The organism is Labrys okinawensis (assembly GCF_047345005.1).
In the GTDB taxonomy this organism is placed as follows: domain Bacteria; phylum Pseudomonadota; class Alphaproteobacteria; order Rhizobiales; family Labraceae; genus Labrys; species Labrys okinawensis.
In genome coordinates this window covers 1,131,410-1,155,426 of record NZ_CP178864.1, presented here as the reverse complement: position 1 = coordinate 1,155,426, position 24,017 = coordinate 1,131,410, and the positions used below count along the sequence as shown (strand labels likewise).

Here is a 24,017-nt window from a genome sequence, read left to right as displayed (position 1 = left end):
GCGCTTTGGCGCTGCTTTCCATTGTCGCGTCCACTACGCCCTTCCCGCAGGCGTCGGCTCAAGAAACCGGCTCCGGCAGTCTGGTCATCCAGCATCCTTGGGCACGCGCAACCCCGCCTGGAGCCCCAGTCGGTGGCGGCTACGTCACCATCGCCAATAAGGGAGCGACGGCGGACAAGCTTGTCGGCGGGACTGTCGACGTGGCTGCCAGCGTCGAAATCCACCAGATGACCACCGAAGACGGCGTTATGAAAATGCGCCAGCTTGACGGGCTTGAGGTACCGGCAGGCGGCGAGGTGACCTTCTCGCCGGACGGCTTGCATCTGATGTTCGTGGGCCTCAAGCACGGCTTGAAGAAGGGACAGCATATCGAAGGCACACTGGTCTTCGAGAAGGCTGGCACCGTCAAGGTTGAATACGAAGTCGAAGGCATCGGAGCGAAAGCTTCGTCAAGCGGGCAGTCAATGCCCGGCATGAACATGAACTGAGCCGAGTGAGGAACAGTCCCATGTCAGACGCCTCTTCGACTGCCTCGACACAAAGCTCCTTCTTCCGCCTTTCCCTCCAGCGCGCCATCTGGCGCTGGCACTTCTATGCCGGCCTCTTCAGCGTACCCTTCTTGATCCTGCTGGCGGTCACCGGCTCTCTCTATCTGTTCAAGGACGAGATTAATCACACCCTCTTTGCCTACCGGACTGTCGTAACTGCTCCAGGCACTGCCGAGCTTGCACCGAGCATCCTCGCGAGCAGGGCCGTGCTTGCGCTCCCCGGATCAATGCTGACAGCTTTCGCGGAGCCGGCCACACCAACGTCTTCAGCCGTGGCAACGGTGAGGGACGAAGCCGGAAAGTACTTTGTCTACGTAGACCCCTACACGGGCAAGGTGCTCGACATGCTGCGCACCGATAGGGAGCCGATGTGGCTCCTGAAGAAAATCCATAGCCTTGAACTGTTCGGGACCTTCACCAACCGGCTGATTGAGGCGGTGGGTGGTTTCGCCCTTATCCTCGTGACCACCGGCATCTATCTCTGGTGGCCGCGCGGACAAGCTGGCGGTGTCGTGACTATTCGAGGCACGCCCGAGCGGCGCGTCTGGTGGCGAGACCTTCACGCTGTCACCGGGGCCTTTGCCGGCGTCGTGATTTTCTTCCTCGCAGCCACCGGCCTGCCCTGGTCCGGCTACTGGGGAAATAACCTCAATCTCTATGCGGGAAAGGCCGGCATCGGTTACCCGGCGCAACTGTGGGATGACGTGCCGAAGTCCGCTATCCCCGCGAAGGACGTTCTGAACAAGGCGGGGTGGACCGTCGAAAACACGCCTGTCCCTCTCTCTACCGCTTCGGACGTCCCTTCAATCGGGCTTGACGAAGCCGTTGGCGTTGCCCGCAAGGCCGGCATTGCGCCGGGCTTTGAGATGGCAGTCCCTGGTGACGAGACCGGCGTTTATACCGCTGCCATCTTCCCGGATGATTTGTCGAAAGAGCGGACGATCCACATAGACCAGTACTCCGGGAAACCACTCGTCGATCTGGCGTTCAGCGACTACGGGCCTGTCGGCAAGGCCATCGAGTTCGGAATCAACGTCCACCAGGGGCAGGAATGGGGCCTCCTCAACCAGTTCGTAATGCTGGCGACCTGCCTTGCAATCATCCTCGCCTCGGTATCGGGCGTCGTGATGTGGTGGAAGCGCCGCCCGGCCGGCAAGGTCGGGGTGCCTCCCTATCCCGCCGATCCAAAGGTCTATCGGGCTTTGTGGGTCGTCGCGATTGCCGTGGGCATCGCCTTGCCGATCACCGGCCTTGCCATCCTGACAATGGTTGCTGCCGACCTCCTGATTATCCGGACCATACCCCCACTACGGCGCGCCTTTGCCTAGGCGAAGCTGAGACTTGCCTGCGGGCGCAACACGTGCCCCAGGCCATCCAATCCCGAAAAGTACGCGGCGCCATCCGGTGACCGCCCTCAACCGAAGGAAACCTCCGATGTCGAAAATCGTTTGCTCTGTTGGCTTTGCAGCCCTCATCGGCCTCGCCGCTACCGGCAGTGCTTTTGCTCATGCTCACTTGAAATCGGCCGTGCCTGCCGTGAATGGTACGGTCGATAAGGCGCCGACCGAACTCGACCTGACCTTCACCGAGGACCTGAACCTCAAGTTCTCCGGCGTGACAGTGACTGGCCCCGACAAAGCCGTCGTCCAGACCGGAACAGCAATGTTGATGGAAAAGAACACGGTCTTGATGGTACCCCTCTCGGGCACGCTCGGCGCGGGCACCTACACGGTATCGTGGCACGCCCTTTCGGGGGACGGCCACAAGACCAACGGGAGCTACAAATTCACCGTCAAGCCGTAACCGATGAGCCCGGACACCGCCCTTGCACTCTGCCGGTTCCTCCACGATGCATCGGTGATGCTGTTGTGGGGAGGCTGCGCCTATCTCGCGTGGCTGGTGCCGCGCGAGCTCGCCGAAGCGGTCGGGCGACGCCTTCGGACCCTCACGATTGTCGCTGTCGCCGTTGCGGTGGCGACAGTTCTCCTGGCGCTTCCCCTTGAAACGGCTGAAATCGGCGAGGGATGGAATGACGCCATCGACCTCGAAACCATCCATGATGTGCTCTTCGGGACCACGGTGGGCAGTGCCTGGATGGCTCAATTCCTCTGTGCGTTGGTTCTAGCAGGGGCTGCGCTCGTTCGCTGGCGAGCGCGCCTGGTAGCCATGGCGGTTGCTTCGGGTCTACTCCTTGCGAGCCTTGCCCTCACCGGGCATGCCGTCATGCAGAGCGGTTGGACGGGCGCGGGCCACATCGCAAACGATATCGTCCATGTTCTCGCAGGCGGCGCTTGGTTGGGGGCACTCATTCCGCTCCTGCCGGTCTTAGCGGCACTCAGCAATCCGGCCCGGCGCTCAGATGCCGGCCGCGCGCTCAGGCGGTTCTCGAATGTGGGGCACGCAGCGGTGGCGCTCGTGCTCGCATCGGGCCTGATAAATACGCTCCTCATCCTCGGGCATTTGCCTTTGGATTGGTCATCGCCCTATCAGCAGTTGCTGACTGCAAAAATCGTGCTCGTCGCGGTAATGACGGGGCTCGCAATCGTGAACCGGTATGTGTTCGTTCCGATGATGAAGCGTAGCCGGATCAACGTCACAGCAGCCCTGCGCTTTGCGACGATTGCCGAAATCGCTCTTGGACTTGGTGCAATTGGAGCGGTGTCAGTTTTTGGGATGCTCGAGCCCCAATGAGGAACTCGTCATTCCTCAGTCTCTGCAAGCGCCTCATCGTCCGCGCCACCTGCCCGGCCTTGCACGAGTTCCAGCGCGTCGCGATAGAGAAACGGCACCCAGAATGTTGGATCAGAGCGCTGACCACGGCTTTGGAAGAAACCCAATGCCACCAACTCCTGAGCCTTGGATACTGCTGCCTCCTTAGAAAGGCCCCAAATGGCGGCCAAGCTTTCAGGTGTTTGTTCAGCCTTCTCGCCCTTCAGCTTCTGGACGAAGGCACGCTCGGCTGGATATTCCGCATATAGGTACGTATTCAGCCGGGTGTCGGAGACAATTGGAAGAGCTAACTTAAAGACTGAACGGTCGAAAAGCTGCTCCCCAGGAGTCTCGCCCTCGCCTCTCTCGAGTCTTCGTATCTCTTCCGTGCGAATACAATTCAAGAGATGAATTAGTTCGCGCGGAGCGGTCGCTCCCGTTCCATCCGCGCAACGTCCGACCATCCAGTCGAATGTCGTCGCCTTTCGGGTACCTTGTTCAACCTGCGCCGGGAATATTCGGGCGAACAAGTCTCTCTGCCTCTCCGCATCCGCGAGGACTTTTTCTTTCGCGAAGCCCATCTCACGACAAAGGATTTCGTTGCTGACAATTCGCCTTACAAGCAAATTCAACAGCATTGGAGATGTCCAGCGCATAACCTCATAGCGAGTGATATGACTCGCTTCTCTCAAGCCAGATGATGTTACTCTCTTCCAAATGTCTTCTCGTAAGAAAATCTTCAATGAAATGTTCTGATTGGCGCGCATGTCGCCATAGACGCGAATTAAAGCTCTGATTGCGTTTGCTTCAAGCTCGTGACTCTCTGCAAAGGCCACGTCTAATCGGTCCAACAATACCCATATCGTATAACCACTACTCTCCAACGCGGTGTTGACCCTTTGGAACATCCCATCTATCGAGGAAATTCCTCTGCTCCGCAGCTCACTCGAAGGCTCCTGAAGCGAAATTCTGCCGATAACGCCCGTTGGTAGGCCCGTAGTAGGATCAAGTTCTACACCGCCTTCGAGTTTTGGCGACGCAACAAGACGTCTTGCGAAGCTTTGGGCCATGCGCAGAAGCCCTGGTAAATTCAATTCGCGCTCTAGGAGGCGCGCGTCTTCCAGCGAACCATATACGTCTCCGACATCGCCTTTATTGATGCCAAAATCTCGAAGCTCATGGCAAACAATTGTTAGTATATACAGCTTCCAGAGAACAACAAATTCAGCCTCTCTTGCTGGAGGATCAGCAATTAGATCACGAAATACTGTAGTTCCTCTCGGATTTTCACCACTTACTGTAAGTATGTTTCGATCAAATAGCTCATTTTTGTTTTTCTCAAGGAGAAGATACAATGCGCTCTTGCCCGCCCCCTTCTCCCCCCTCACAAGATCTATTTCGCCACCAATAATTCTGTTCCATTGATCGGTTTGGACAAAATACTCCTGCAGCTGCGCCACCTCATCCTCCGCAACCTGCGAGCCAAACGAAAGTTGCTTCAGAAGTTTGAGTCTATCGGTAGCCATCGGATCATTCTTCTAATGAATTTAAGAGTCGCATTGGCCGAAATATACCAGGGCTGTTTACACGGGGTCTAGGGGGCTGACACGGGAAGAGTTTGATTTGCTGCTCAATTCCATACTAATCGCACCACATAAAAAGCCCGAGGGGCGGGGTAAAATAGTTGTCGCAAAAATTCTGGAACTGGCCTCGACGGAATTGAACGCGCGTCCCCCTGCCCTCACATCTTGATATCGCGAAGAGTGTGCCGCGCGTTGTCGAGCAAATTTATTACGGGGCGCAGCCGCACGGCCCGTTGCATCTAACCGTTGAATGCCCGGCGCGCACCAAGGAGTGGATTGGATGGAAGCCAGGACAGCCACGAACAACGGTCTGCGGCGTGTTGTTGGCATTGTGGCACTCTTGAACCTCGGATATTTCGGGCTGGAGTTCGTCGTGGCGCTCGCCATCGGTTCAGTGTCGCTATTCGCCGACAGCGTCGATTTCCTCGAAGACGCCTCGGTCAATCTGCTGATTGTGCTCGCTCTCGGATGGTCTGCTCGCAATCGCGCCCGGTTGGGTATGGTGCTTGCGGGAATTCTGCTGGTGCCCGCACTGGCGACAATCTGGACTGCTTGGGAAAAGTTTAGCGTTCCGACGCCTCCATCGCCCATCCCGCTTTCACTTGCGGGGTTAGGTGCGCTGGCCGTCAACTTATCTTGTGCTTACATGCTGGCCCGCTACCGAGACCATGCGGGAAGCCTCACCCGGGCTGCGTTTCTCTCGGCCCGCAATGACGCGCTCGCGAATATCGCTATCATTCTGGCAGGGGCTACAACGGCATTTATCTGGCCTTCGGCATGGCCGGACCTTTTGGTCGGCATTGGCATCGCGCTAATGAATGCAGATGCAGCACGAGAGGTCTGGGGGGCTGCACGCGAAGAACGCAGGGGCGCCATGGTTTGAAACCCCTTGCAATTCGCCGTCCGTTGGCCCCTGCCCGTATGCCACTGCCCTCCTCTCGCTGGCGCACATTTGCGAGGCTTTTGCATTTTTGGCACCGCGTAGAATTATGCCCACTATCATCATGATTGGCGGGCGATCCGCGGGAGTTGATCCAAAAAGCATCACACGGCCAGCCTACCTTGATGTATCGAGGACCTGATCGCTCTTTGGATCTCTGCCTTGATTGCGACGGCATAGGACAAAAACAACGAGGATCCGCATGACGCCGATGAGCCGACCCGAAGACGCCCCGGGAGCATTTCAAGCCGCCTGGAACGCCCATGACATGGCAGCCTTTGGCGCCTTGTTCCATGAGGATGCGGCGTTCGTGAATCGTTTCGGGCATTATGTTCGCGGTGTCGATGAGATCGTCGCCCTTCACCGTCCCATCCATGAGACGATCTACCGGGATTCGTCCCTCGACAATGAGCTGATCGAGGTCATCGCGATTGCGGATGGGGCGGCAATCCTGCACTTCTGGAGCCGTCTATCCACTGGGCCGGCGCATCCAGCTGGCCCGCATCAGGTCGATACCTTGATCCAGGCCGTCGTCACTCGGCGGAATGGCGCCTGGCTGATCCAGGCCTTGGAGAATGTCACCCTGACCAACCCAAGGACCGGGGAAACCGTTTTGAGGCGCTGAGGCTCATCACGAGCTATGAGGTCGCGAAAGACCATCAGCATTACAGTAACATTCTACTAAATTGGGAATCTGGCCTGCGCCCGCCCGGGGGGACGTTGGAATACGTTGGAGTACGTTGAACAGATTAGGAACTTAATTTGACATAATGCTCTTGCTGTGCCCTACTCGTCGCTGGAGCGAAGAAGGGCGAGGCTCGTAAATCCGGATCATGACCGGTGGCTCCGCCCCTTCCACCCACCCCGATGTCCTGCGGCCTTGCCAGCCGCGCTGCCTGTGGTCCTGGCTGCCTCGCGAGAATGGAGCCTCGCGGGATTGGATTGCGCGCAAGGGACATCGTCCGGCGGCTTCGGGCCGGTCTCCAGGCGAAAGCCTGTCGGCCATCGCCGACCCGGATGCGGGGCTTGAGGAGAGGCGGATGGACCGCTCACGGCGCAATGGAACATCATCCTTGCGCCGCAGATGCGTCCCCGGAACCAGGAGAGAGGCCGGCCGCTCCGGGCCGGATCACTTGCGTTGCCTACGTCATCTGGCGCAGGTCATCGCGGGCCCTGGTTTCGACGCTTCGTGGGTGAGGCGCAGGATGATCCCACCCGGTCCCGCATGGCTGCGGGATATGGCTTCGAGGCTGGCGCCATCCAGCATGTCCCGGATGCCAGGAGAGCGACGTGATCTCCAGGGCGGCGGGGATGTGCCTTCCCGAGCCGGCAAGGGCCGGGAAGAGGCCGGTCCGGCATGCGCGTGGTTGGCACGCCGGGATCGGTGCAGGGCAACCTGCCGGAATGAGGTGACGGCGGCTTTCCCCAACAAGCCCGCCAGAGCCATGAACCAGCAAGGCACGGCTTTCCTGCGGAAAGCCGCCGTCACCTTGACTGCGCCCGCTGTCATGACTCAGCCCGAAAGGGCGTGAGGACGCGGTGGCTTGGCCGCAGCGGGAGGATCACCGCCCGCATCATGATCATTCGGCTGCGAAGGGCGCCCTCACCCCGCCTTCACCACCGTGGACTTCGGCGTGCGCACGAACTCGCTGCGCTTGCCGAAAATCACCTCGCGCTGCGCCGGACCGATCACCGCGCCGATCCTGAACAGGTCCCGCGAGACGAAGAAGAAATCCCTCATGAACTGCCGCAGGCTCGTCCTGCCAGGCCGCAGCGACAGGTTCCCCGCGCGCAGGAACACGAACAGCGCCACATAGCCCACCAGCAATTGCCCGAGCAGCAGCGCGGCCAGCGGCCAGCGCAGCGGCGAGCCCAGCAGGATGGCGATCAGGCCCGTCGGCAGGGCCACGCCCCAGGCCAGGCCCGACCACCAGACGCCGAGATGCATGGCGGCCTTCCAGCGGTCGGCCCAGGGCAGGCTGGCGTCGCCCAGGATCGGCCAGAGCAGGCGCAGCATCACCTCGCCGAAGCCCTTGGTCCAGCGCTGCTGCTGCGTCATCCAGGCCTTCATCGTCTCTGGCAGTTCCCCCGGCACCGGCACGCTCATCAGGAAGGAGCCGCGCCGGCCGATGCGCCAGGCGCGGTAGGAGAGGTCAAGATCCTCCGCCAGCGTGCCGCCGCGCCAGCCGCCGGCCGCCTCGATGGCCTCGCGCCGCCAGACGCCGCAGGTGCCGTTGAACGGCAGCGGGTGGCCGGCCCAGCAGCGCGTGCCCTGCTCGATGGCCAGATGCGCGTCGAGCAGCACGGCCTGGGTACGGGTGAGCTCGTTCGCCTCGCCGTTGACGTAGTCGAAGCGGGCCTGGATGAAGGCGAGCTTGGGGTCGGCGAGCAGGCAGGTCATGGTCTGGCGAAGGAAATCGCACTCCGGCACGTAGTCGACGTCGAGGATGGCGAAATACCCATGCGGCGTCATCGTCATGGCGTTGGCGAGCGCCCCGGCCTTGTAGTCGCTGCGCTCGGTGCGGTGGATCAGCTCGACATTGCAGCCGCGGGCCCGGCGAACGCCCACCTCCTGGCGGGCAAACAGGGTCGAGCCGTCGGTGGAATCGTCGAGAATCTGGATGTGCAGTTTGTCGCGCGGCCAGTCGAGCCCGCAGGCGGCATCGAGCGCGCGGGCGACCATGGCACCCTCGTTATAGGTGGGGATCTGCACCACGACATGGGGCAGGTCGTTCTCAGGGGGCAGCGGCTGCGCCAGGGCCGCCCGCTCGGCGGCAAGGCCCTTCTCGCGCAGACGCCAATGCTTGATTACGAGGTAGAAGGTCGCCACCGTCGAGCCGAAGGTCACGGCCCAGGCGAACAGGGAGGTGGCTGACAGGATCAGCGCCAGCCAAGCGGCGACGGCCCAGAAATTCTCCCACAACCCGTCCAAACCCTGCCCCCAAAAGCAAGAATACGCTCAGGCTGAAAGGCTCTTGCAGCTTAGCTCATCGGAAGCAAGAGCATTCTGGGATCACTGGTGAGGCGGCCTGAACGCGAGACTGCCTATCTGCCGCCGGTCTTCGGCGTCCGCACGAAATCATGCCGGCGCTTGAAGGGGGCGATCACCACGCTGGCCGAGTTCGCCAGCGCCATGAAGCCCAGAAGCACCGGAATCATCGCCAGGACAGCCCCGTAGCTGCAAATACCACCCCGCCGCAAGCGACGGAAGGGCGGCAGGGTGATCGCCACGGCCGCTCCAGCGACCATGAGGACAGCAAGACACAGAATTGTGCCATGGCCGGGGCCGAAGCCGCGCAGGACGGCGTCGAGGATGAAGGCGGCGGCTGCGACGAGGAAGCAGGGCAGGCCAAGCTGCAGGCCGAGCAGCAGGCTGGAGCCGAGCTTGGCGGACAGGGACCACTGCGAGCGCCAGACCAGCGGCAGCGCCTTCACCGCCACCTGCACGAAGCCGGTGGACCAGCGCGCCTGCTGCACCCGCCAGCTCGCCAGATCGGCCGGGGCTTCGCAGGCGAGCGGGGGGTCGAGAAGCAGGAGCCCGTGCCAGCCGGCGGCATAGGCGCGGAAGGTGAGGTCGAGGTCCTCGGCCAGCGTGTCCGGCGACCAGCCGCCCGCCGCCTCGATCACCGCGCGGCGCCAGACTGCGCCGGTGCCGTTGAACTGGAAGGGCTCGCCGCCTGCCTGCCGCCCCGCCTGCTCGGCGAGGAAATGGGCGTCGACGGAAAGCTGCTGGCCGCGCGTCATCCAGTTCAAGTCGCGATTGGCGAATTCGAAACGGAACTGGGCGAAGGCGGCGTTCTCGTCCGCCGCCAGGGCTGCCGCGGCCTGCCTCAGCCAATCGGCCGGCGCGCGAAAATCGGCATCCAGGATGGCGATCAGGGGGGCATCGGAGCGCTGCAGGCCCTCGGCCAGAGCGCCGGCCTTGAAGCCCCGGCGATCGGCGCGGCGGATGTGCTGCACCTCCGGCCCGCCCGGTGGCAGGCGGGCTAGAGCGCCGGCGGCCAGCGCGCTGGTCTCGTCGGAGGAATCATCCAGGAGCTGGATGGTGAGTTTCCCGGCCGGCCAGTCGAGGGCGAGGGCAGAGGCCAGCGCTCCCTCGACGGAGGCAGCCTCGTTGAAGAGCGGGATCTGCAGGAGGATGCCGGGAGGGGCCTCATCCGCTTGGGGCGGCGGCCGGTAGCCGCGTGCCCTCAGCGCCAACCGAAGGTGCTGGGCGAGCAGCAGGAGGAGAAACGCGCAAGCGAGGAGGCCCATGAAATCGATAAGCAGGATCATGGCCGCCGCCTCGTGGAGACGGGAATCGCCGCCGCGCCCCAGACGATGCGCCGCGCCAGCAGGGCGTTGAGCCAGAGCGCGGGCATCGCAAGCTCCCGCGCGAGTATGGCGAGCGGCGTTGCAGGGGACAACGGCCAGCCCCTCAGCGCGGCGAGGAGGATCTCGACCACGGGCCAGAGCAGCATTGTGGCGAGGAGCATCGCGACAGGGGGAATGTCGAGGCTATGGGCCGCGCCGAGCGAGGCGAGGCAGGCAGCGGCGAGGCCCGTGAAGGGTTCGGCCCAGAAGGCGAGCGGCTCCTCCAGCCGGCGGCAGATCGCCCAGCGCAGATGGCGCCGCCAGATCTCGCGCAGGCTGCGGGCGCCGAGCTCCTGGTCGACGGTGGCGGATGCCAGGACGATGCGCAGCCCCAGTCCGGCCAGGAGTTTTGCGAGTGCGTGGTCGTCGGCGATAGCCGCACCGATGGCCGAGAGGCCCCCTGCCCGCTCGAGATCGCCGCGCCGGAACAGCATCGCCGCCCCGATGCCGGCCCCGCCGCCAAGGGCGGAGAGGGCCGAGAGCATGCGGGCGCCATAGGTGTTGATCAGGGCGGCTTCGACCTGGGCGGCGAAGCCGCGCGGCCGTCGGGCGATCGGGATGGCACTGACTAGGCCGACGCCGGGACCCAGGGCGGCGATCATGGCGCGGAGAGCGTGCGGCGGCAGGAAGGTGGCGGCGTCCTTGACGAGGATGAGCTCGTAGGTGGCGGCGACGATCGGCTCGACGAGATTGGCGAGCTTGGGGTTCCAGCCAGGGCGGCAAGTTGTTGGGATGAATGCGACGCGAAAGCCCTCTCCACGAAGCTGGGGAGGGAGACCCGTGCCCTCATCATCATGGCGGCGCTTAGCGGAGAAGAGTATCTCGCAAGCCGGATAGTCCAGTTCCATAAGCGCCGCGTTTGCCTCGCTTTCAGCCTCGGATTCCTCCCTCAGCGGCACAAGTATGGAGATTGGAGTGTCCGTCTCGACAGCCACTTCGGCCATGGCCGAAGTGGCGAGGCCGACGTTCCCGAAAGCTCTGCCACGCTTCCAGGGATGCCGACACGCCAGCCCCGCCGAGCCCAGCAGCAGCCCCACCGTCGCCAGCCACCACAGCCCCAGCAGCCCGGCGAGCAGGATCATGGCCGTTCCCGCTCGCGCGTCTCGGGCACATCGACACCGGGGCGATCGAGCAGGAGGTCGCCCAAACGAGCCGGCAGCAGCACGAGCAGCCGCAGGCCGAGATAGAGGATGAGGGGGAAGGCGATCATCGGGCTGCGGCGGTCGAGGCCGCGGCGGATGATCCTGGCGGCCCGGTCGACGTTCAGTTCCAGCGGACGGGGAGCCACCACCGCCTCGTTCAGCGGCGTGCGCACGAAGCCTGGAGCGATCAGGCTGACGGCGATGCCCTCGCGCCGCAGCGCCGGGCGGATGCCTTCGGCATAGGCATGCACCGCCGCCTTCGCCATGGAATAGGCGGGCGAAGAGGGAAAGCCCCGCAGCCCCGCCAGCGAGCCGACCATGGCGACATGGCCCCGGCGGCGCGGGCGCATCGCCGCGAGCGCAGGCTCGATGGTGTTGAGCACCCCCATGAGATCGACGGCCAGCACGGCGCGCATCGCCTCCTCGCTTTCGAGCGGCCTCGAGGCGCTGGTGCCGGAGACGATGCCGGCGCAGGCGATGGCGAGATCGATGGGAGTCTGCCCATCCTGCGCCGCGATCCAGGCGGCGGTGGCCTGCCGATCACGAACATCGAGCCGACCCGCGACCACTTCGGCACCCTTGGCGCGGCAGAGCCCCGCAACCTCGCCAAGCCGGGCCTCGTCGCGGCCGATGAGCAGGAGGCGCCTGCCCGAAGCGGCGTAGTCCAGCGCCAGGGAACGGCCGATGCCGCTGGTGGCGCCGGTGATCAGGATGGTGCTCATCGCCAGCCAGCCGGCGGCGGGGCGAGCGTCGCCTCGGCCATGCAGGCGAGCGTGCCGGCGCCGGTCCTCACCATCAGGCGCAGGATCAGCGCCTCGCTGAGCCCGCCCTGCTTCACCACGCGGCCGGTGATCTCGATAGTCTCGCCGACCGGCACCGGGGCCATGAAGCGGGTGGACAGGCCCGTCACCACCGCATCGGGCTGGTGACGCCGCACTGCCTCATGCAGATAGGCGACGAGCAGCATGCCATGCACCGGGGCGGCATCCAGACCGATGGTGCGGGCGATCTCCTTGCTCACATGCAGGGGATTGGCATCGCCCGAGACCTCGGCGAAGGCGGCAACCTGCCCCTCGCCGATCGGGCCGATGCGCAGCGGCTCCATCATGCCCTTCATAGCACCGCCTCCGGCCCGAACAGGCGGTAGGTCGCCGAGAAATCGGCAATGACCGCGCCTTGCAGGTCCTCGACATGCGCCTCGATCTGCACATCCTCGGGCGCGGCGCGATCGACCCGGCGGGTGACGACGAAACGCACCTCATCGCCGATGCGGAGCGCGCGGCGATAGCAGAAACGCTGGGCGATCAGCACGGGGATAAGGCTGTCGTCGCCCCTGAGGTCGTCGAAAGCAGCCTTGGCGGCCGGATGCCAGAGCCAGACCGCTGGAAAGGTGGCGGGGACTTCGTCCTCCGTCGCCCGATCGTCGAAGGCCGTCGCCTTGCGATAGCGGCGCACCACGTCCGCCTCGACGCGGGCCTCGACCGGGCCGATGCGCAGAGGGGGCGGCGACGTCATGCCTGGCCGATGATCAGCACGGCATTGATGCCGCCGAAGGCGAAGGAATTGGACATGGCATGGCGCATGGTCACGGCCCGTTTCTGCCCCGGCACGCAGTCAAGATCGCATTTGGGGTCCGGCGTTGTCCAGTTGATGGTGGGCGGCGCCACGCCCTCGCGCAGTGCCATCACCGTGACGGCAAGTTCGATCGCCCCGCCGGCGCCGAGGCCGTGGCCATGCACCGGCTTGGTCGAGGACACAGCGAGACCGGGCAGCCTGTCGCCGAACACGAGCTTCAGCGCTGCAGCCTCGGTCGCGTCATTGGCGAGCGTGCCGGTGCCGTGTGCGTTGACATAGTCGATCGCCTCGACGCGGAGGCCGGCATCCGCGAGCGCATCCCGCATCGCCGTGGCGGCGCCCTCCGCATCGGGGCGCACGATATCGCCGGCATCGCTGGAGGTGCCGTAGCCGCAGAGCTCGGCCAAGGGCGTGGCGCCGCGCGCATGCATCGCCTCCTCGCTCTCGAGCACGAAGACCCCGGCTCCCTCGCCCAGCACCATGCCGTTTCGGTCCTTGGAGAAGGGCCGGCAGGCATCGGGCGAAAGCACGCGCAGCGCCTCCCACCCCTTCATGCCCGAAGCCGTGATGCAGGCTTCGGCGCCACCGACCACCGCGCGGTCGACGACACCGGCGCGGATGAAATGGGCCCCGAGTCCGACGGCCTGGGTGCCGGACGCACAGGCGCTCGCCACCGCGAAGGAGGGCCCGCGCGCGCCATAGCGGGCGCTGAGCTGCGAGGCGGCGGCGTTGGGCATCAGGCGCGGCACGCTCCAGGGGTCGAGGCGCTGGCCCGCGACATAGGCATTGTGCATGCCGGCCTCGATCGTGTCGCCGCCACCGATGCCGGTGCCGATGATGGTGGCCGCCCTCGGCCCAAGCTTCTCGCCGCGCGCGAGCCCGGCCTGCGCCAAAGCCTCGTCACCGGCCACGATGGCAAGCTGGGTGAAGCGGTCGCAGAAAGGCAGCACGTCGGCGTCGATATGGTCGGCCGGGTTGAAGCCGCGCAACTGGCCGGCAATGCGGATATTGTGCTTGAGCGGACGCGGCACGTCGAGCGGGCCGATGGCGCTGCGGCCCTCGCGCGCCGCCTCCCAAAGGGCGGCCACGCCGAGACCGGCGGCGGTTGCCGCTCCCATGCCGGTGATGAAAACGCGCTTCTTTCTCAAATCAGGACTTTTCGCTGGCGATGCGCGCCAGCACCCCGTCGATGAAGGATTTCAGGTCCTTGGCTTCGGCAATCGAGCCGTCCATCGGGATATAGACGTCGAACCTCTCCTCCACCGCGGTGAGGATCATCACGATATCGATGGATTTCAGCCCGAGCGTCTCGAATGTAGCGTCCGGCGTGACCTTTTCACGGTCGACCATGCCTTCGGACACGATCAGGTCGACGACCTGGTCGTAGACATGCTGGGGATCGGACAGGAGATTTTCTTTCGTTTCGGTCGACATCTTCTTTCCAGGCACGGCGGTTTATTCCGCGCGAAGAGGCTGAATCGATGCTTCGAAGACGCCGAAGCGTCGAGTCGACTGGGCCCCGAGCCATTCAACAACGCTCGTCATGGCATAGTTGTCGTCAAGAATCCAACCGCATTCCAAATCTTGCACACCGGTGATCCCGGCCCTGCGCATCATTTCATCCACCAGAATGAGCGACACGCTGGCGCCGGAGACCGAGCCGACCAGCCTCGGCGCGACGCCGAACAGCACGGCACGGCCACTGGTAAAGCGCCGCGTGAGGCCACGCCAGGCGAGCTTCAGCCAGCCGAGCGGGGAAGGCGCCCCGCCGAGATCGCCGGTGATCTCGAAGACATTGGGCAGGAAGAGGGCAAAGCCGACCAGCTCACCGCCCTTTTCGACGAAGACGCCGTAATCCGACTTGAGCAGCGGCCTGAAGGCCTTGATCATCGCCGCCATCTCCGCCTGCGAGACCGGCACGAAGCCCCAATTTGCCGCCCAGGACCCGTTGAAGAGCACGCGGCCGAGCTCGGCATCCTCGCCCAGATGATCCATGCGCATGGGGCGCACCGAAAAGCCCCTGCGGCGTCGTTCCATGCCGAGCTTTTCGAGCCGCTCGGCAAGGTCGCTGCGGCGGCGATCGAAGGCATAGGAATGCAGCACCTTCACGAGCCGGTAGCCTGCAGCCTCCAGATGGGCGCGCAGATAGGGCGGATGCCAGGGCATCAGCACCATGGGCGGGGCCGTGAAACCTTCGATCAGGAGGCCGGATTCGGCGTTGATGGAGAGGGTGAACGGCCCGCGCATCAGGCTCTTGCCCTTGCCTGCAAGAAAGGCTTGGGCCGTCTCGACGAGGGCCGCGACAACCTCGGCATCGTCGATCGCATCGAGGCAGCCGAAGTAGCCGGCGCCCTCGTGCTGCGGGCCGGTGGCGAGATCATCGATTTGGGCGGAGATACGGCCGACGGGCTTTTTCTTCGAATCATAGGCAAGCCAGTAGGCCGCCTCGCCATGGGTCCAGAAGGCGCTCTTCTTCGGATCGATCAATTGCGCCCGGTCATGGTCGAGCGGTGCGACATAGTCGGGGAAATCGCCATAGATCCGCCGCGGCAAGGCGATGAACACGGCCAGGTCGCGCTTGGAGGACACGGGGCGGATGGTGGGAGGCATGGCGGATCCGGGGCGCGAGCGGCTCCTCCTGTAGAGGAAATCCACAGCGAATTGAAATGCCTTTGTCGCACGCTATAGCGTGCTAAGCGTTACGCCCTCTCGAACTCGTCCGGGAAACCGCCCTTGCTGCAGCCCTTCGTCGATATCTGGCGCCAGCGCGAACTCTTCCGCGCCATCCTGACGCGTGAATTGCAGGTGCGCTTCCGTGGCTCGGTGTTCGGCTGGGCCTGGGCGATCCTCTCGCCTCTCGTGATGCTGTCGATCTACACGCTGGTCTTCGCCGGCGCGCTCAAGGTCGGCGGCAGCCGCGGGGATGGCGGACGCTTCGACTACGCCTTCTCCATCTTCGTCGGGCTGGTGGTGTTCAACTTCTTCTCCGAGATCGCCTATCGCGCGCCGCTGCTGCTCGCCGAGCACAAGCACATCATCCGGCGCTCGATCTTCCCGCCGCAGATCCTCGCCTGGATCGCCGTGGCGCGCGGCGGCGTCTACATGCTGATCGCGCTTGGCGTGCTGCTGGCAGGGCAGCTCCTCGTCGACCAGTCGATCCACTGGTCCTGGCTGGCCCTGCCTTTCATCCTCGCGCCGCTCTGCCTCGCCCTGCTCGGCATCGTCTGGATCCTTTCCACCATCGGCGCGTTGACCAGCGACCTCAATCATCTGATCATCTCGATCATCCCGGTGGCGATGTTCGCAACGCCGGTATTCTACGAGGCGGGCAATGTGCCGGAGGGCTGGCGCTGGGTGCTCTACCTCAACCCGCTCACGGGCATAATCGAGATGATGCGCACAGTGATCCTGCGGGGCGAGTGGCCGGATCTTCCGATCTATGCGGCGAGCCTCGTGGCGGCACTTGTGCTGTTCTATGCCGGCCGGACCCTGTTCATGCGGAAGAAGACCATCCTTGTCGATATCATCTGAACAGCAGCGCCCCAGCTCGATTTCAGCCGTGCCGGCAACGCCGGGCCTGGCCGTGGACTGCCGCGACCTCGGAAAGGCCTATCAGTTCTACCGCCGGCCGATCGACCAGGTGAAGCAGGTGCTGTTCGGCGGCCGCAGACGCTATTACGACGAATACTGGGCGCTCAGGGATATCAGCTTCACGATCGCCAGGGGCGATGCCGTCGGCATCGTCGGGCGCAACGGCTCGGGCAAATCGACCCTTCTGCAGATCCTGTGTGGCATCACCGCCCCGACCGCCGGCTCCATCGTGGTGAACGGGCGGATCGCCCCCGTGCTCGCGCTGGGCGCTGCCTTCGACTACGAGCTGACGGGCCGGGAGAACTGCTATCTCTCTGGCGCCATTCTCGGCCTGAAACGGGCCGAGGTGACGCAACGCCTGCCCGCCATCCAGGAACTCTGCGGCCTAGGCGACTTCTTTGAGCAGCCGGTGAAGCTCTATTCCAGCGGCATGGGCGCGCGCCTGGCCTTCGCCATCTGTGCTCATGCCGACGGCGACGTGCTGATCGTCGACGAAGCGCTGGCAGTGGGGGACGATGCCTTCCGCGAGCGCTGCCGCACGCTGATTCGCGGCTTCCGCCAGCGCGGCACCATCCTCTTCGTCTCGCATGACCTCGACCAGGTCATGGATCTGTGCGAGCGCACGATCTGGATCGACCGCGGCAGGGTGCGGGCCGATGGCGATACGCCCAGCGTTATCACGGATTACTGCAGGGCGCTGGCGGAGGAGCCCGATGATCCGAACCGTTTTGCGTTCATGACATGACGTAAAGTGCCTGCTTTCCAGCGGGCTCTTTGAAAATGATTCGGTTGAAAGACAGGAAAAGGCCGGCTGGAAAGCCGGTGGTACCATGCCTAGGCCCGTCGCCTCTGCGGTTCCACATAGGTCGCGAACACATGGTCCCAGAACGAGGTGACCACGCCGTAATTGCCCTCTTCGCCCCGATAATGATGCACCATGTGGTTGACGCGCAGGCGATAAAGCAGGCTGCCGGGCTTCGGCGCCCAATGGTGGGAAGCATGGTGAACCAGCATATAGGCGAGATAACCGCCTAGAATTCCTGAGAAAAAGCCACCAGCAAAAGCGTGGCTGATGAAGTAGAAGGGTAGATAGAATATAAGGAAGAACACGCCAACGCTGAGGAAGGAAGGCGCTCCGATCATGCCTCTTGGCTCCTGATGGTGCGCATCATGCAATTTATCGAAAACAGGCACCGCATGGTATACCCAACGATGAATGATGTATTCCACCAGTGTCCAGACCATGCATCCGAAGACAAACGCCGCCAGCCAGATCCCGAGCGCCGTCGCATCCCGTTGTATGAGCGTTGCGATCAACAGGCCGAACGCCACCAGCGGACACAGTACAAAATCACCGAAATAGAGAAACCTGCCTAGATGCATGCACTTCACCATTTAACGAGGCCAGAGCAGTATAATTATATTTCATGGCGATTGCGACAGTTTGAGGACAATGGGGTGCGTCGATGCGGCGCGGGTTCACAGACATGTCTTGCAAGCCTCTTGCCGAGGGGATCAGGCCTCGGTGTGCCGATCTCCGGATCGGCATGGAAACGGGACGTCGCGGGAGTCGGCGCTGTGTGGACTTACCTACCATACTGAGCGTGGTGGTTCCATGCCGACCTGGAGGTCGGCACACCGAGGGAATTGGGCACTCTGTTTCATCCCAGCGCCGTCTTTCCGATGATGCGCATGCCGTCGCCGATGTCCGCCTCGATGGCGGCGCGCAGTTCGGCGGCGTTGCCCTGCTCGATGGCCTGGATGGCCCGGCCGTGCTGGTCGACCAGGCCGGTCATGTCGAGCCCATCATAGACATTGCGCATGAAAGGACCAAACTGCAGCCACAGGGTCTCGATGAGCGGCAGCAGGACGGTTGAGGGCACCGCGCTGTAGATGGCGAAGTGGAAGGCGTGGTTGGCTTGCATATAGCCTTCGGCATTGTCCTCGGCGAGGCACGCCTCCACCCTGGCATCATGCGCCCTGATCAAGGCGAGGCGCTCGGCATTTATCGCCGGCAGGGCGCGCTCGGCGGCCTCGCCTTCCAGGAGCATGCGCACGCGCACGAGTTCCTCGAAGCGGGCCGGCGTCATTACGGGAACGCTGACCCGTCGCGTTGCGGTGAGGGCGAGCGCCCCCTCCGCCACCAGCCGCGTGACCGCCGCCCGTACCGGCATGGGACTGACTTCGAGCATGTCAGCGAGGCCGCGCAGGGTCACGGGGCGTCCCGGCACGAAACGCCCGCCCACCAGTCCGGTGCGTATGGCCTCGTAAACCTTGTCATGCACAGGCGCGGTTTTGCTCTCGGACGTACTCGTGGACATGGACGACTGGCACTCCATTTGACACAGCAGCAATTTGTGATCACAATTATAGCGTATGAAGGACGCGTCTAGAAGCGGCGTGCTCCAAAATCCGGTGCATCATGGGATTTCAAACGCACGGCGTGTCCAAACTCGCCGGCGCCGAGGCTCAAATGCCTCACACCTCCGAGATCGACGTCATCGAGGTGCTCCTTCCCGATACCAACGGCATCCTGCGGGGCAAGTGGCTGCCCGGCTCCGCCATCGACAAGATCCTGAAGGATGGCGTAGCCATGCCGCAGTCGATGTTCGGGCTCGATGTCTGGGGCCGCGAAGTCGAGGAGACCGGTATCCATATCGAGACAGGCGACAAGGATGGCCTCTGCCGTCCCGTCGACGGTACGCTGAAGCCCGTTCCCTGGTCGCCGCAGCCCGCCATGCAGGCGTTGGTCTCGATGTACCTGCCGGATGGCCGGCCCTGGATGCTTGACCCGCGCCATATTCTCAAGGCCCAGCTCGACCGGCTCACCGCTCGCGGGCTCAGGCCGGTGGTGGCCTTCGAGCTCGAATTCTACCTTCTGCGAACCGGCGACAAGCCTGGCGCGGCGCCGCGCACCGTATTCCACCGTGAGAGCGGGCCGGTGCGCCAGAACATGTATTCGATCTCCGATCTCGACGAGTTCGCACCGGTGATCCAGGAGATGCGCGAGGCGGCGAAGATCCAGGGCCTGCCGGCGGATTCGGTGATCTCAGAGGCGGCGCCAGGCCAATTCGAGATCAATCTCTGCCATCGCGATGACGCGATGGCCGCCGCCGACGACGCCGTGCTGCTGCGCCGCCTGATTCAGGGCGTGGCGCGCAAGCATGGCCTGAAGGCGAGCTTCATGCCCAAGCCCTATCTCGACAGCGCCGGCTCGGGCATGCACATCCATGCCAGCCTCCTCGACGCCGAAGGCGCCAATGTCTTCGTCAAACCCGGATCGGGCGAGGCGACGCTGCGCCATGCCGTCGGCGGCCTCCTCCAGCACATGCCGGAAACGGCGCTGATGTTCGTCTCCAGCTTCAACGGCTTCCGCCGCCTGATGCCCGGCTCCTATGCGCCCGTCTCCCTGACCTGGGGCTATGACAACCGCTCGGTGGCGGTGCGCATCCCCAACGGCAAGCCAGCGGCAACGCGCATCGAGCACCGCATCGCCGGCGCCGACGCCAATCCCTACCTCGTGCTGGCAGCCATCCTCGCCGCCGTGGATGAGGGATTCGAGAAGCGGATCACCGCGCCTGAACCGATTACGGGGAATGCCTATGATCTCGGTGCGCCACGCCTGTCCGCCTCCATGCAGGAAGCCGTCTGCCTCTTCAGGGCGTCCGATTTCGCGCGGCGTCGCTTCGGTGAGGCCTTCGCGCGCATCTATGCCATCATGAAAGAGATGGAATGCGCCGAATTCGAGCGCCGCATCTCGAGCCTGGAGTATGATACCTATCTCTAGGTCAATCTGAATACAATCAGTGCGTGCATGAGGCATAAAATACACATAACGCGCCTCAAAATGTATCACGCCAAAATAACGCAACAACGGGCTTCGGAAGGGTTGAGCAGAGCGCACAGGCGTTCTAGCCTTTCGGCAACAACGCTGCGTCCGGGAATACGCAGTGTTCATCCAGAGGAGGTGTTCCCGATGTCAGCCTTCAAGAAACTGGCTCTCGCGGCCACGGCAGTGGCGCTGTTCGCGGGCCAGGCGATGGCCCAGGACAAGGTCGTCAATGTCTATAACTGGTCCGATTATATCGACCCTACCGTGCTCGATTCCTTCACCAAGGAGACCGGCATCAAGGTGGTGTACGATACGATGGACTCCAACGAGGTCCTGGAAACCAAGCTTTATGCCGGCAACACCGGCTATGACGTGGTGGTGCCCTCCAACCTCAACCTGAAGCGCGAAATCGCCCATGACGTGCTGCAGCCGCTCGACAAGAGCAAGATCCCCGACCTGAAATATGCCTGGGACAAGGTGACGACGCCTTTGCAGGCTTACGATCCCGGCAACAAATACGCCGTGAACTATATGTGGGGCACGACCGGCATCGGCTACAATGTCGACAAGGCCAAGAAGATCATGGGTGACAAGCCCATGAACACCTGGGACGTGGTGTTCAACCCAGACGTCATCTCGAAATTCGCTGATTGCGGCGTCTATTTCCTCGATTCGCCCGATGACATCATCCCCTCGGCCATGCGCTATCTCGGGCTGCCGCCGGATTCGAAGGATCCCCAGGACATCGCCAAGGCCGCGAAGCTGCTTCAGTCCGTCAGCAAATATGTCAAGAAGTTCCATTCCTCCGAATATATCAACGCTCTGGCCAATGGCGACATCTGCCTGGTCATCGGTTACTCCGGCGACATCATCCAGGCCAAGAGCCGCGCCGCCGATGCCCACACCAAGACGCCGGACAAGCCCCTGGTCGACATCAGCTATGTCATCCCAAAGGAGGGCGCGTTGATGTGGTTCGATTCCATGGTGATTCCGAAGGATGCTCCCCATGTCGAGGAGGCGCACGCCTTCATCAATTACATGATGCGCCCCGAAATCGCGGCCAAGAATTCAAGCTTCCTGGGCTATGCCAACGGCAATCTGGAGTCGCAGAAGTCGGTCAGCCCGGACGTCTTGAACGACAAGTCGATCTACCCGGATGATGCGACCATAGCTTCACTCTTCACCACCACCCCGGCCGACGCCAAGGCGCAGAAGCTGTGGACCCGGACCTGGACCAAGATCAAGACCGGCCAGTAAGGCCTGATCGCTCGAGGTTCATCGAACGGCGCGGCGAAAGCTGCGCCGTTTTTTGCTGGGAGCGCGCACATCACTGCGACATGGCTTCACGTCGCGATGTCCGCTCTCCCAGAAACTTTTTGTCCGATGAATTGACCTCGTCGCGCAATTATCGTTCCATGCCGCGAACCAAAACACTCGGGGAAATGCCATGCTCACCAAGGATTTCGAGGTCATCGACCCGCGCTTCGAAGCGCTCGTTTTCGGCAATGTCCATGTGGACAAGCTCTACACCGGCATGCGCTGGGCCGAGGGTCCGGCCTATTTCCCGGCGGGCAAGTACCTGATCTGGTCCGACATCCCCAACAACCGGCTCATGCGCTATGACGAGACGGACGGCTCGGTCTCGGTCTATGACCACGACAGCCGCAACCAGAACGGCCACACCGTGGATCGCGAAGGCCGCCTGATCGCCTGCGAGCATCGCGGACGCTGCGTCAGCCGAATCGAACCCGACGGCAGCCGCACCATCCTTGCGTCGAAATTCGAAGGCAAGAAGCTCAACTCCCCCAATGACGTGGTGGTGAAGTCGGATGGCTCCATCTGGTTCACCGATCCGACCTATGGCATCGATTCCCAGTATGAAGGCGATGCCGCCCCCTCCGAAATTGGCGCCTCATACGTCTACCGCATCGCCCCAGACAGTCGAAATAGACTTGGCGGCAACAAAATCGAGGCGGTGGCCAAGGATTTCGTCAAGCCGAACGGCCTTGCCTTCTCGCCCGACGAATCCAAGCTCTATATCGTCGACACCGGCGCCAGCCATGTGAAGAACGGCCCGCGCCATATCCGCGTCTTCGATGTCGGCGAGGATGGCATCACCCTCAAGGGCGGCCAGGTGTTCGCGACCTGCCCGGTGGGCATGTTCGACGGCATGCGCGTCGATATCCACGGCAATATCTGGACCTCCTCAGGCGAGGGCGTGCTGTGCTACGGCCCGGACGGCGCGCTGCTCGGCAAGGTAGTGATCCCCGAAGTGGTGGCCAATGTCGAATTCGGCGGGCCCAAGCGCAACCGGCTCTATATCTGCGGCACGACTTCGCTCTATGCGGTGTATCTGAATACGCAGGGCGCAAAGCGGCCGGTGAAGTAGACCTCCCTGTGATCGCAGGCGTCTCGCCTGCACCTTGAACCGCATCGTTTCCAAGAGCAGGCGAGACGCCTGCGGTCCCAGTAGATTCAAGGCCTGATCACCACATCATAAGCCGGGGCCTTCGCGAGGCCCGGCAGGCTGTAATGCCACCATTCCCTGGCATAGTTCACCAGACCATGCGCCGCGAAGGCCGCCACCAGCACCCTGCGGTTGGCCGCGGCTTCGGACGAAACAGCCTTGCTCGCCGTCCAGGATTTCGGATCGAACAGGTCGAAGCCGCCGCCGAAATCGATCGGGCCGGCTTTGCCGTTGCCGTCCAGCTGTTCCGCTCCCGTATCGACGGCAATGCCTTTGGAATGGCCGGAACTGCGGGCGATATAGCCGAGCCGGAACAGATCCTTCTTGTCGATGGCAGGATAGAACTCGGCCTTGGTCACCTGATCGCGGGGATCGCGCGCCCAGGTCACGAAAGCATCGACCGCGCGTGTGGGCCGGTAGCAGTCATAGACGACGAGACGCCACCGCCGCTTCTCCAGGTCGTGCTCGGCAGCGGCCAGCGCCACCGCCACCTCGCGCCGCAGCCAGCAGGCGCCGGTGTCATAGCCCGGCACGGGACGGCCGGTGAAATTGTGGGGACCGGCATAGCGCATCTCCTGGCGGATGGTGGGCGCGACATCAGCGAGACGCACGAAGCCGGGAGGCAGATCGGCGGCGAAGGCGGGGGTGGCGAGGAGGCAGAGGAGGAGTACCTGGCAGCGCGAAGGCTGGGAGCGCGGACGTCCTCGTCCGCTCTTGAAACGAAGAGCTTGCTGGAAAAGCCTGAACAGTCGACACTTACGCAGCAACCCGCTCTCCTCTCCCGCAAATGGCTCGTTTCCAAGAGCGGAAGGGACGTCCGCGCTCTAGCAGAATGCGCTCCGAGCTAATTCTGCGGTTCGCATTCCTGCTCCGGTGCCGGCGTGAGCAGGAACACCCTATGCTCGGGCCCGTCGACTGTCTGGAAGCTCGCGCTGCCCTGCGCGTCGGGATGTTCCACCTGCACGCCTGCCTCCGGCACATCGAGACGGATGCCCTTGGCGTTCTGCGTGACCGTCAACCGGCCCCCGTCGCCATCGAGCATGCAGGAGAACACCTTGCCTTGCTGCTTGCAGCCACCGCCAGCCCACCATTGCCGCTTGTCGCCGCGAAACCACATGCCGATACCGACACCCGTGCCATTGTCGGCCAGCAGGCGGACGGTGATGCGCGTCACGCGCTGGTCCACATGCTTGACGAGATGCGCGTTGTCGTAGTCACGAGCATAGCAGAGCGCGGCGAGGGCCGGTGTCGCCGCCAGGAGGAACGCGGCAACCATA

Annotated in this window: 25 protein-coding genes; 11 read left to right on the top strand and 14 right to left on the bottom strand. The window is 63.2% G+C overall.

Going from position 1 to position 24,017, the window contains the following annotated elements; genetic code table 11:
* The first annotated feature begins 5 nt into the window (after positions 1–5).
* The 4 genes from ACMDCR_RS05580 (at position 6) to copD (ending at position 3,239) form a co-directional block, all read left to right on the top strand.
* On the top strand, positions 6–488 hold the full coding sequence (locus ACMDCR_RS05580; protein WP_413991567.1) for a copper chaperone PCu(A)C: 483 nt from the start codon (positions 6–8) through the stop codon (positions 486–488).
* A gap of 20 nt (positions 489–508) precedes the next feature.
* Positions 509–1,876, top strand: a complete 1,368-nt coding sequence (locus tag ACMDCR_RS05575) for a PepSY-associated TM helix domain-containing protein (RefSeq protein ID WP_413991566.1) — start codon at positions 509–511, stop codon at positions 1,874–1,876.
* 106 nt (positions 1,877–1,982) lie between these two features.
* Entirely contained in the window at positions 1,983–2,351 is a 369-nt protein-coding gene (gene copC / locus ACMDCR_RS05570) for a copper homeostasis periplasmic binding protein CopC (protein WP_413991565.1), read from the top strand.
* 3 nt (positions 2,352–2,354) lie between these two features.
* Complete coding sequence (copD, locus tag ACMDCR_RS05565; protein WP_413991564.1) at positions 2,355–3,239, top strand: copper homeostasis membrane protein CopD; 885 nt, start codon at positions 2,355–2,357, stop codon at positions 3,237–3,239.
* Positions 3,240–3,247: 8 nt separating this feature from the next.
* On the opposite strand, the gene ACMDCR_RS05560 is transcribed toward copD, so the two are convergent.
* Positions 3,248–4,783, bottom strand: coding sequence for a P-loop ATPase, Sll1717 family (locus tag ACMDCR_RS05560; RefSeq protein WP_413991563.1), 1,536 nt, complete (start codon positions 4,781–4,783; stop codon positions 3,248–3,250).
* 337 nt (positions 4,784–5,120) lie between these two features.
* On the opposite strand from ACMDCR_RS05560, the gene ACMDCR_RS05555 reads away from it, so the two are divergent.
* The gene (locus ACMDCR_RS05555) at positions 5,121–5,723 is read left to right on the top strand and encodes a cation transporter (protein ID WP_413991562.1); all 603 of its coding nucleotides are present in this window, start codon (positions 5,121–5,123) and stop codon (positions 5,721–5,723) included.
* 259 nt (positions 5,724–5,982) lie between these two features.
* A complete protein-coding gene (locus tag ACMDCR_RS05550; protein ID WP_413991561.1) occupies positions 5,983–6,405 on the top strand; it encodes an SgcJ/EcaC family oxidoreductase in 423 nt (140 codons plus the stop codon).
* Between the two features lie 978 nt (positions 6,406–7,383).
* On the opposite strand, the gene ACMDCR_RS05545 is transcribed toward ACMDCR_RS05550, so the two are convergent.
* The 9 genes from ACMDCR_RS05545 to ACMDCR_RS05505 all read right to left on the bottom strand — a co-directional run bounded on the left by ACMDCR_RS05545 (position 7,384) and on the right by ACMDCR_RS05505 (position 15,460).
* Positions 7,384–8,712, bottom strand: coding sequence for a glycosyltransferase family 2 protein (locus ACMDCR_RS05545; RefSeq protein ID WP_413991560.1), 1,329 nt, complete (start codon positions 8,710–8,712; stop codon positions 7,384–7,386).
* Between the two features lie 113 nt (positions 8,713–8,825).
* Entirely contained in the window at positions 8,826–10,055 is a 1,230-nt protein-coding gene (locus ACMDCR_RS05540) for a glycosyltransferase family 2 protein (RefSeq protein ID WP_413991559.1), read from the bottom strand.
* On the bottom strand, positions 10,052–11,215 hold the full coding sequence (locus ACMDCR_RS05535) for a glycosyltransferase family 2 protein (protein WP_413991558.1): 1,164 nt from the start codon (positions 11,213–11,215) through the stop codon (positions 10,052–10,054). Before ACMDCR_RS05535 ends, ACMDCR_RS05540 begins: the two co-directional genes overlap by 4 nt.
* Positions 11,212–11,997, bottom strand: coding sequence for an SDR family NAD(P)-dependent oxidoreductase (locus ACMDCR_RS05530; RefSeq protein ID WP_413991557.1), 786 nt, complete (start codon positions 11,995–11,997; stop codon positions 11,212–11,214). The genes ACMDCR_RS05535 and ACMDCR_RS05530 overlap by 4 nt, the downstream gene beginning before the upstream one ends.
* The gene (locus ACMDCR_RS05525) at positions 11,994–12,392 is read right to left on the bottom strand and encodes a MaoC family dehydratase (protein WP_413991556.1); all 399 of its coding nucleotides are present in this window, start codon (positions 12,390–12,392) and stop codon (positions 11,994–11,996) included. The genes ACMDCR_RS05530 and ACMDCR_RS05525 overlap by 4 nt, the downstream gene beginning before the upstream one ends.
* Entirely contained in the window at positions 12,389–12,790 is a 402-nt protein-coding gene (locus ACMDCR_RS05520) for a hypothetical protein (RefSeq protein WP_413991555.1), read from the bottom strand. The genes ACMDCR_RS05525 and ACMDCR_RS05520 overlap by 4 nt, the downstream gene beginning before the upstream one ends.
* Positions 12,787–13,968 carry a beta-ketoacyl-[acyl-carrier-protein] synthase family protein gene (locus ACMDCR_RS05515; RefSeq protein ID WP_413993544.1) on the bottom strand — a complete coding sequence of 394 codons (1,182 nt, stop codon included), beginning with the start codon at positions 13,966–13,968 and terminating at the stop codon, positions 12,787–12,789. The genes ACMDCR_RS05520 and ACMDCR_RS05515 overlap by 4 nt, the downstream gene beginning before the upstream one ends.
* A 31-nt stretch (positions 13,969–13,999) precedes the next feature.
* A complete protein-coding gene (locus ACMDCR_RS05510; protein ID WP_413991554.1) occupies positions 14,000–14,284 on the bottom strand; it encodes an acyl carrier protein in 285 nt (94 codons plus the stop codon).
* A gap of 21 nt (positions 14,285–14,305) precedes the next feature.
* Entirely contained in the window at positions 14,306–15,460 is a 1,155-nt protein-coding gene (locus tag ACMDCR_RS05505; RefSeq protein WP_413991553.1) for a hypothetical protein, read from the bottom strand.
* A 123-nt stretch (positions 15,461–15,583) separates the two neighbouring features.
* Between ACMDCR_RS05505 and ACMDCR_RS05500 the strand changes: the two genes are divergently transcribed.
* Both ACMDCR_RS05500 and ACMDCR_RS05495 read left to right on the top strand, forming a co-directional pair.
* Positions 15,584–16,381 carry an ABC transporter permease gene (locus ACMDCR_RS05500; protein WP_413991552.1) on the top strand — a complete coding sequence of 266 codons (798 nt, stop codon included), beginning with the start codon at positions 15,584–15,586 and terminating at the stop codon, positions 16,379–16,381.
* Positions 16,365–17,186 (top strand): ABC transporter ATP-binding protein, encoded by an 822-nt coding sequence (locus ACMDCR_RS05495; RefSeq protein ID WP_413991551.1) that lies wholly within the window; start codon positions 16,365–16,367, stop codon positions 17,184–17,186. The genes ACMDCR_RS05500 and ACMDCR_RS05495 overlap by 17 nt, the downstream gene beginning before the upstream one ends.
* A gap of 89 nt (positions 17,187–17,275) precedes the next feature.
* Here the strand turns inward: ACMDCR_RS05495 and ACMDCR_RS05490 are convergent, their stop codons facing one another.
* The gene (locus ACMDCR_RS05490; protein WP_413991550.1) at positions 17,276–17,824 is read right to left on the bottom strand and encodes a sterol desaturase family protein; all 549 of its coding nucleotides are present in this window, start codon (positions 17,822–17,824) and stop codon (positions 17,276–17,278) included.
* Between the two features lie 278 nt (positions 17,825–18,102).
* Positions 18,103–18,762 carry a GntR family transcriptional regulator gene (locus ACMDCR_RS05485; protein ID WP_413991549.1) on the bottom strand — a complete coding sequence of 220 codons (660 nt, stop codon included), beginning with the start codon at positions 18,760–18,762 and terminating at the stop codon, positions 18,103–18,105.
* A gap of 152 nt (positions 18,763–18,914) precedes the next feature.
* On the opposite strand from ACMDCR_RS05485, the gene ACMDCR_RS05480 reads away from it, so the two are divergent.
* The 3 genes from ACMDCR_RS05480 to ACMDCR_RS05470 all read left to right on the top strand — a co-directional run bounded on the left by ACMDCR_RS05480 (position 18,915) and on the right by ACMDCR_RS05470 (position 22,662).
* Positions 18,915–20,228 carry a glutamine synthetase family protein gene (locus ACMDCR_RS05480; protein ID WP_413991548.1) on the top strand — a complete coding sequence of 438 codons (1,314 nt, stop codon included), beginning with the start codon at positions 18,915–18,917 and terminating at the stop codon, positions 20,226–20,228.
* Between the two features lie 189 nt (positions 20,229–20,417).
* Positions 20,418–21,530 (top strand): polyamine ABC transporter substrate-binding protein, encoded by a 1,113-nt coding sequence (locus ACMDCR_RS05475; RefSeq protein WP_413991547.1) that lies wholly within the window; start codon positions 20,418–20,420, stop codon positions 21,528–21,530.
* A gap of 190 nt (positions 21,531–21,720) precedes the next feature.
* Positions 21,721–22,662, top strand: coding sequence for an SMP-30/gluconolactonase/LRE family protein (locus tag ACMDCR_RS05470; protein ID WP_413991546.1), 942 nt, complete (start codon positions 21,721–21,723; stop codon positions 22,660–22,662).
* Between the two features lie 86 nt (positions 22,663–22,748).
* Here ACMDCR_RS05470 and ACMDCR_RS05465 read toward each other — a convergent pair whose 3' ends face one another.
* Together ACMDCR_RS05465 and ACMDCR_RS05460 are read right to left on the bottom strand one after the other, a co-directional pair.
* The gene (locus ACMDCR_RS05465; RefSeq protein WP_413991545.1) at positions 22,749–23,507 is read right to left on the bottom strand and encodes a M15 family metallopeptidase; all 759 of its coding nucleotides are present in this window, start codon (positions 23,505–23,507) and stop codon (positions 22,749–22,751) included.
* 77 nt (positions 23,508–23,584) lie between these two features.
* On the bottom strand, positions 23,585–24,016 hold the full coding sequence (locus tag ACMDCR_RS05460) for a hypothetical protein (protein ID WP_413991544.1): 432 nt from the start codon (positions 24,014–24,016) through the stop codon (positions 23,585–23,587).
* Position 24,017: the final 1 nt, after the last annotated feature.

Coding starts and splice junctions, on each gene's coding strand:
- ACMDCR_RS05550 (WP_413991561.1), top strand. CDS start 5,983: ATGACGCCGATGAGCCGACCCGAAGACGCCCCGGGAGCATTTCAAGCC.
- copD (WP_413991564.1), top strand. CDS start 2,355: ATGAGCCCGGACACCGCCCTTGCACTCTGCCGGTTCCTCCACGATGCA.
- ACMDCR_RS05530 (WP_413991557.1), bottom strand. CDS start 11,997: ATGAGCACCATCCTGATCACCGGCGCCACCAGCGGCATCGGCCGTTCC.
- ACMDCR_RS05575 (WP_413991566.1), top strand. CDS start 509: ATGTCAGACGCCTCTTCGACTGCCTCGACACAAAGCTCCTTCTTCCGC.
- copC (WP_413991565.1), top strand. CDS start 1,983: ATGTCGAAAATCGTTTGCTCTGTTGGCTTTGCAGCCCTCATCGGCCTC.
- ACMDCR_RS05485 (WP_413991549.1), bottom strand. CDS start 18,762: ATGTCCACGAGTACGTCCGAGAGCAAAACCGCGCCTGTGCATGACAAG.
- ACMDCR_RS05470 (WP_413991546.1), top strand. CDS start 21,721: ATGCTCACCAAGGATTTCGAGGTCATCGACCCGCGCTTCGAAGCGCTC.
- ACMDCR_RS05475 (WP_413991547.1), top strand. CDS start 20,418: ATGTCAGCCTTCAAGAAACTGGCTCTCGCGGCCACGGCAGTGGCGCTG.
- ACMDCR_RS05480 (WP_413991548.1), top strand. CDS start 18,915: ATGCCTCACACCTCCGAGATCGACGTCATCGAGGTGCTCCTTCCCGAT.
- ACMDCR_RS05505 (WP_413991553.1), bottom strand. CDS start 15,460: ATGCCTCCCACCATCCGCCCCGTGTCCTCCAAGCGCGACCTGGCCGTG.
- ACMDCR_RS05460 (WP_413991544.1), bottom strand. CDS start 24,016: ATGGTTGCCGCGTTCCTCCTGGCGGCGACACCGGCCCTCGCCGCGCTC.
- ACMDCR_RS05560 (WP_413991563.1), bottom strand. CDS start 4,783: ATGGCTACCGATAGACTCAAACTTCTGAAGCAACTTTCGTTTGGCTCG.
- ACMDCR_RS05490 (WP_413991550.1), bottom strand. CDS start 17,824: ATGCATCTAGGCAGGTTTCTCTATTTCGGTGATTTTGTACTGTGTCCG.
- ACMDCR_RS05515 (WP_413993544.1), bottom strand. CDS start 13,968: ATGGGAGCGGCAACCGCCGCCGGTCTCGGCGTGGCCGCCCTTTGGGAG.
- ACMDCR_RS05540 (WP_413991559.1), bottom strand. CDS start 10,055: ATGATCCTGCTTATCGATTTCATGGGCCTCCTCGCTTGCGCGTTTCTC.
- ACMDCR_RS05520 (WP_413991555.1), bottom strand. CDS start 12,790: ATGACGTCGCCGCCCCCTCTGCGCATCGGCCCGGTCGAGGCCCGCGTC.
- ACMDCR_RS05510 (WP_413991554.1), bottom strand. CDS start 14,284: ATGTCGACCGAAACGAAAGAAAATCTCCTGTCCGATCCCCAGCATGTC.
- ACMDCR_RS05535 (WP_413991558.1), bottom strand. CDS start 11,215: ATGATCCTGCTCGCCGGGCTGCTGGGGCTGTGGTGGCTGGCGACGGTG.
- ACMDCR_RS05525 (WP_413991556.1), bottom strand. CDS start 12,392: ATGAAGGGCATGATGGAGCCGCTGCGCATCGGCCCGATCGGCGAGGGG.
- ACMDCR_RS05555 (WP_413991562.1), top strand. CDS start 5,121: ATGGAAGCCAGGACAGCCACGAACAACGGTCTGCGGCGTGTTGTTGGC.